Origin of the sequence: Tissierella pigra (assembly GCF_009695605.1) — a bacterium.
Taxonomy (GTDB): domain Bacteria; phylum Bacillota; class Clostridia; order Tissierellales; family Tissierellaceae; genus Tissierella; species Tissierella pigra.
This window is the reverse complement of sequence record NZ_VUNQ01000117.1, coordinates 1-1153: the sequence shown is the minus strand read 5'-3', so window position 1 is coordinate 1153 and position 1153 is coordinate 1. Positions and strand designations below refer to the sequence as shown.

General features: G+C 26.6%; 1 protein-coding gene. It reads left to right on the top strand.

Annotated elements, in window-relative coordinates; all coding sequences use genetic code 11:
• Positions 1-135: 135 nt before the first annotated feature.
• Positions 136-585 (top strand): GNAT family N-acetyltransferase, encoded by a 450-nt coding sequence (locus FYJ83_RS19565; protein WP_154443145.1) that lies wholly within the window; start codon positions 136-138, stop codon positions 583-585.
• Positions 586-1153 lie beyond the last annotated feature (568 nt).

The following is a 1153-nucleotide window of genomic DNA, read 5'->3' as shown; positions in this document are numbered from 1 at the left end:
CTTTTATTAAGTGAGGATTAAAATAGACATTTCATGTAAAATAAAATTATTTTGCTTAAAATGATCTACTAAAATAATAAAAAATTAATCAGAAGTATTGAAAAATACTACTTGATTTAAAGAGGAGAGAACATTATGGAAGATATAGTAAGATTAACCTTAAAAGATTTAGATGATATATACATATTTGACACAATTTGTTTTCCAACTGATTATACAAAACGGGAATATTGGATTGAACTTTTGGAAGATAAAAGAACTTTTGTTTTTGCATTCAAAGAAAATAATATTATAAAAGCTAATATTTCTATCTATAACTGGAAAGGAGAAGATGACTATATTAAGATTATGAGTATAGGAACACATCCAGATCATAGAAATAAAGGATATGCCCATATGTTAATGCAGTATATCATTGATGAGATGTTGAAAGATGATATGCATATATTTAAAGCCGAAACTAGAGAATCAAATTTAAAAATGCAAAAGGTGTTTGAAGATTTTGGATATAAGATTAATAGCAAAGTAGAAGAGTATTTTGATAATCCCATCGAAACTGCTTATAAGTATTCACTAGAAATATAAGAAAGAGATATCTTAAGAATATAAAACATGAAAACCTTTGGTATACCTAGGATAACAGCAACACATTCTTTATATTAAATCTAGTAATGATAAAACGAATAATTATTTAAAATACCGTACTATTCAGAAAAGAATTTTGCGGTATTTTTTATGTTGCATCACAAGAACTATATTCAATAAAACAGTAGAGGTTATAAAAGCCTAGGGAGAAATTAAACTCCTGGGTTTTTCTTTTTTGTGAGGGAGGATATGTAGGAACTACAAATAAAATTAAATAAATATAGAAGTGATTTGAATAAAGCCATTACAATTATAAAGAGCAAGGGAAAGAATAGAGCGATAGCGTAAAGAGACTGTAGAGTAGAATTAGCAAAAGAGATATAGCAGAGACCTTATATGAAAGAAGTATGCAGTTTTATAAATGTCAAGTTAAAATTCCTCATGGTAGTGTAAAATAATCTGTGCTTTTGCGAAATAAAATTCTCTTTTCTGGCAAGAATCAAAATATGATTTAAACCAGAAAGGAGAATTTTTTATGTCAACATTACCAAAAGAAATTTTAAGAAAT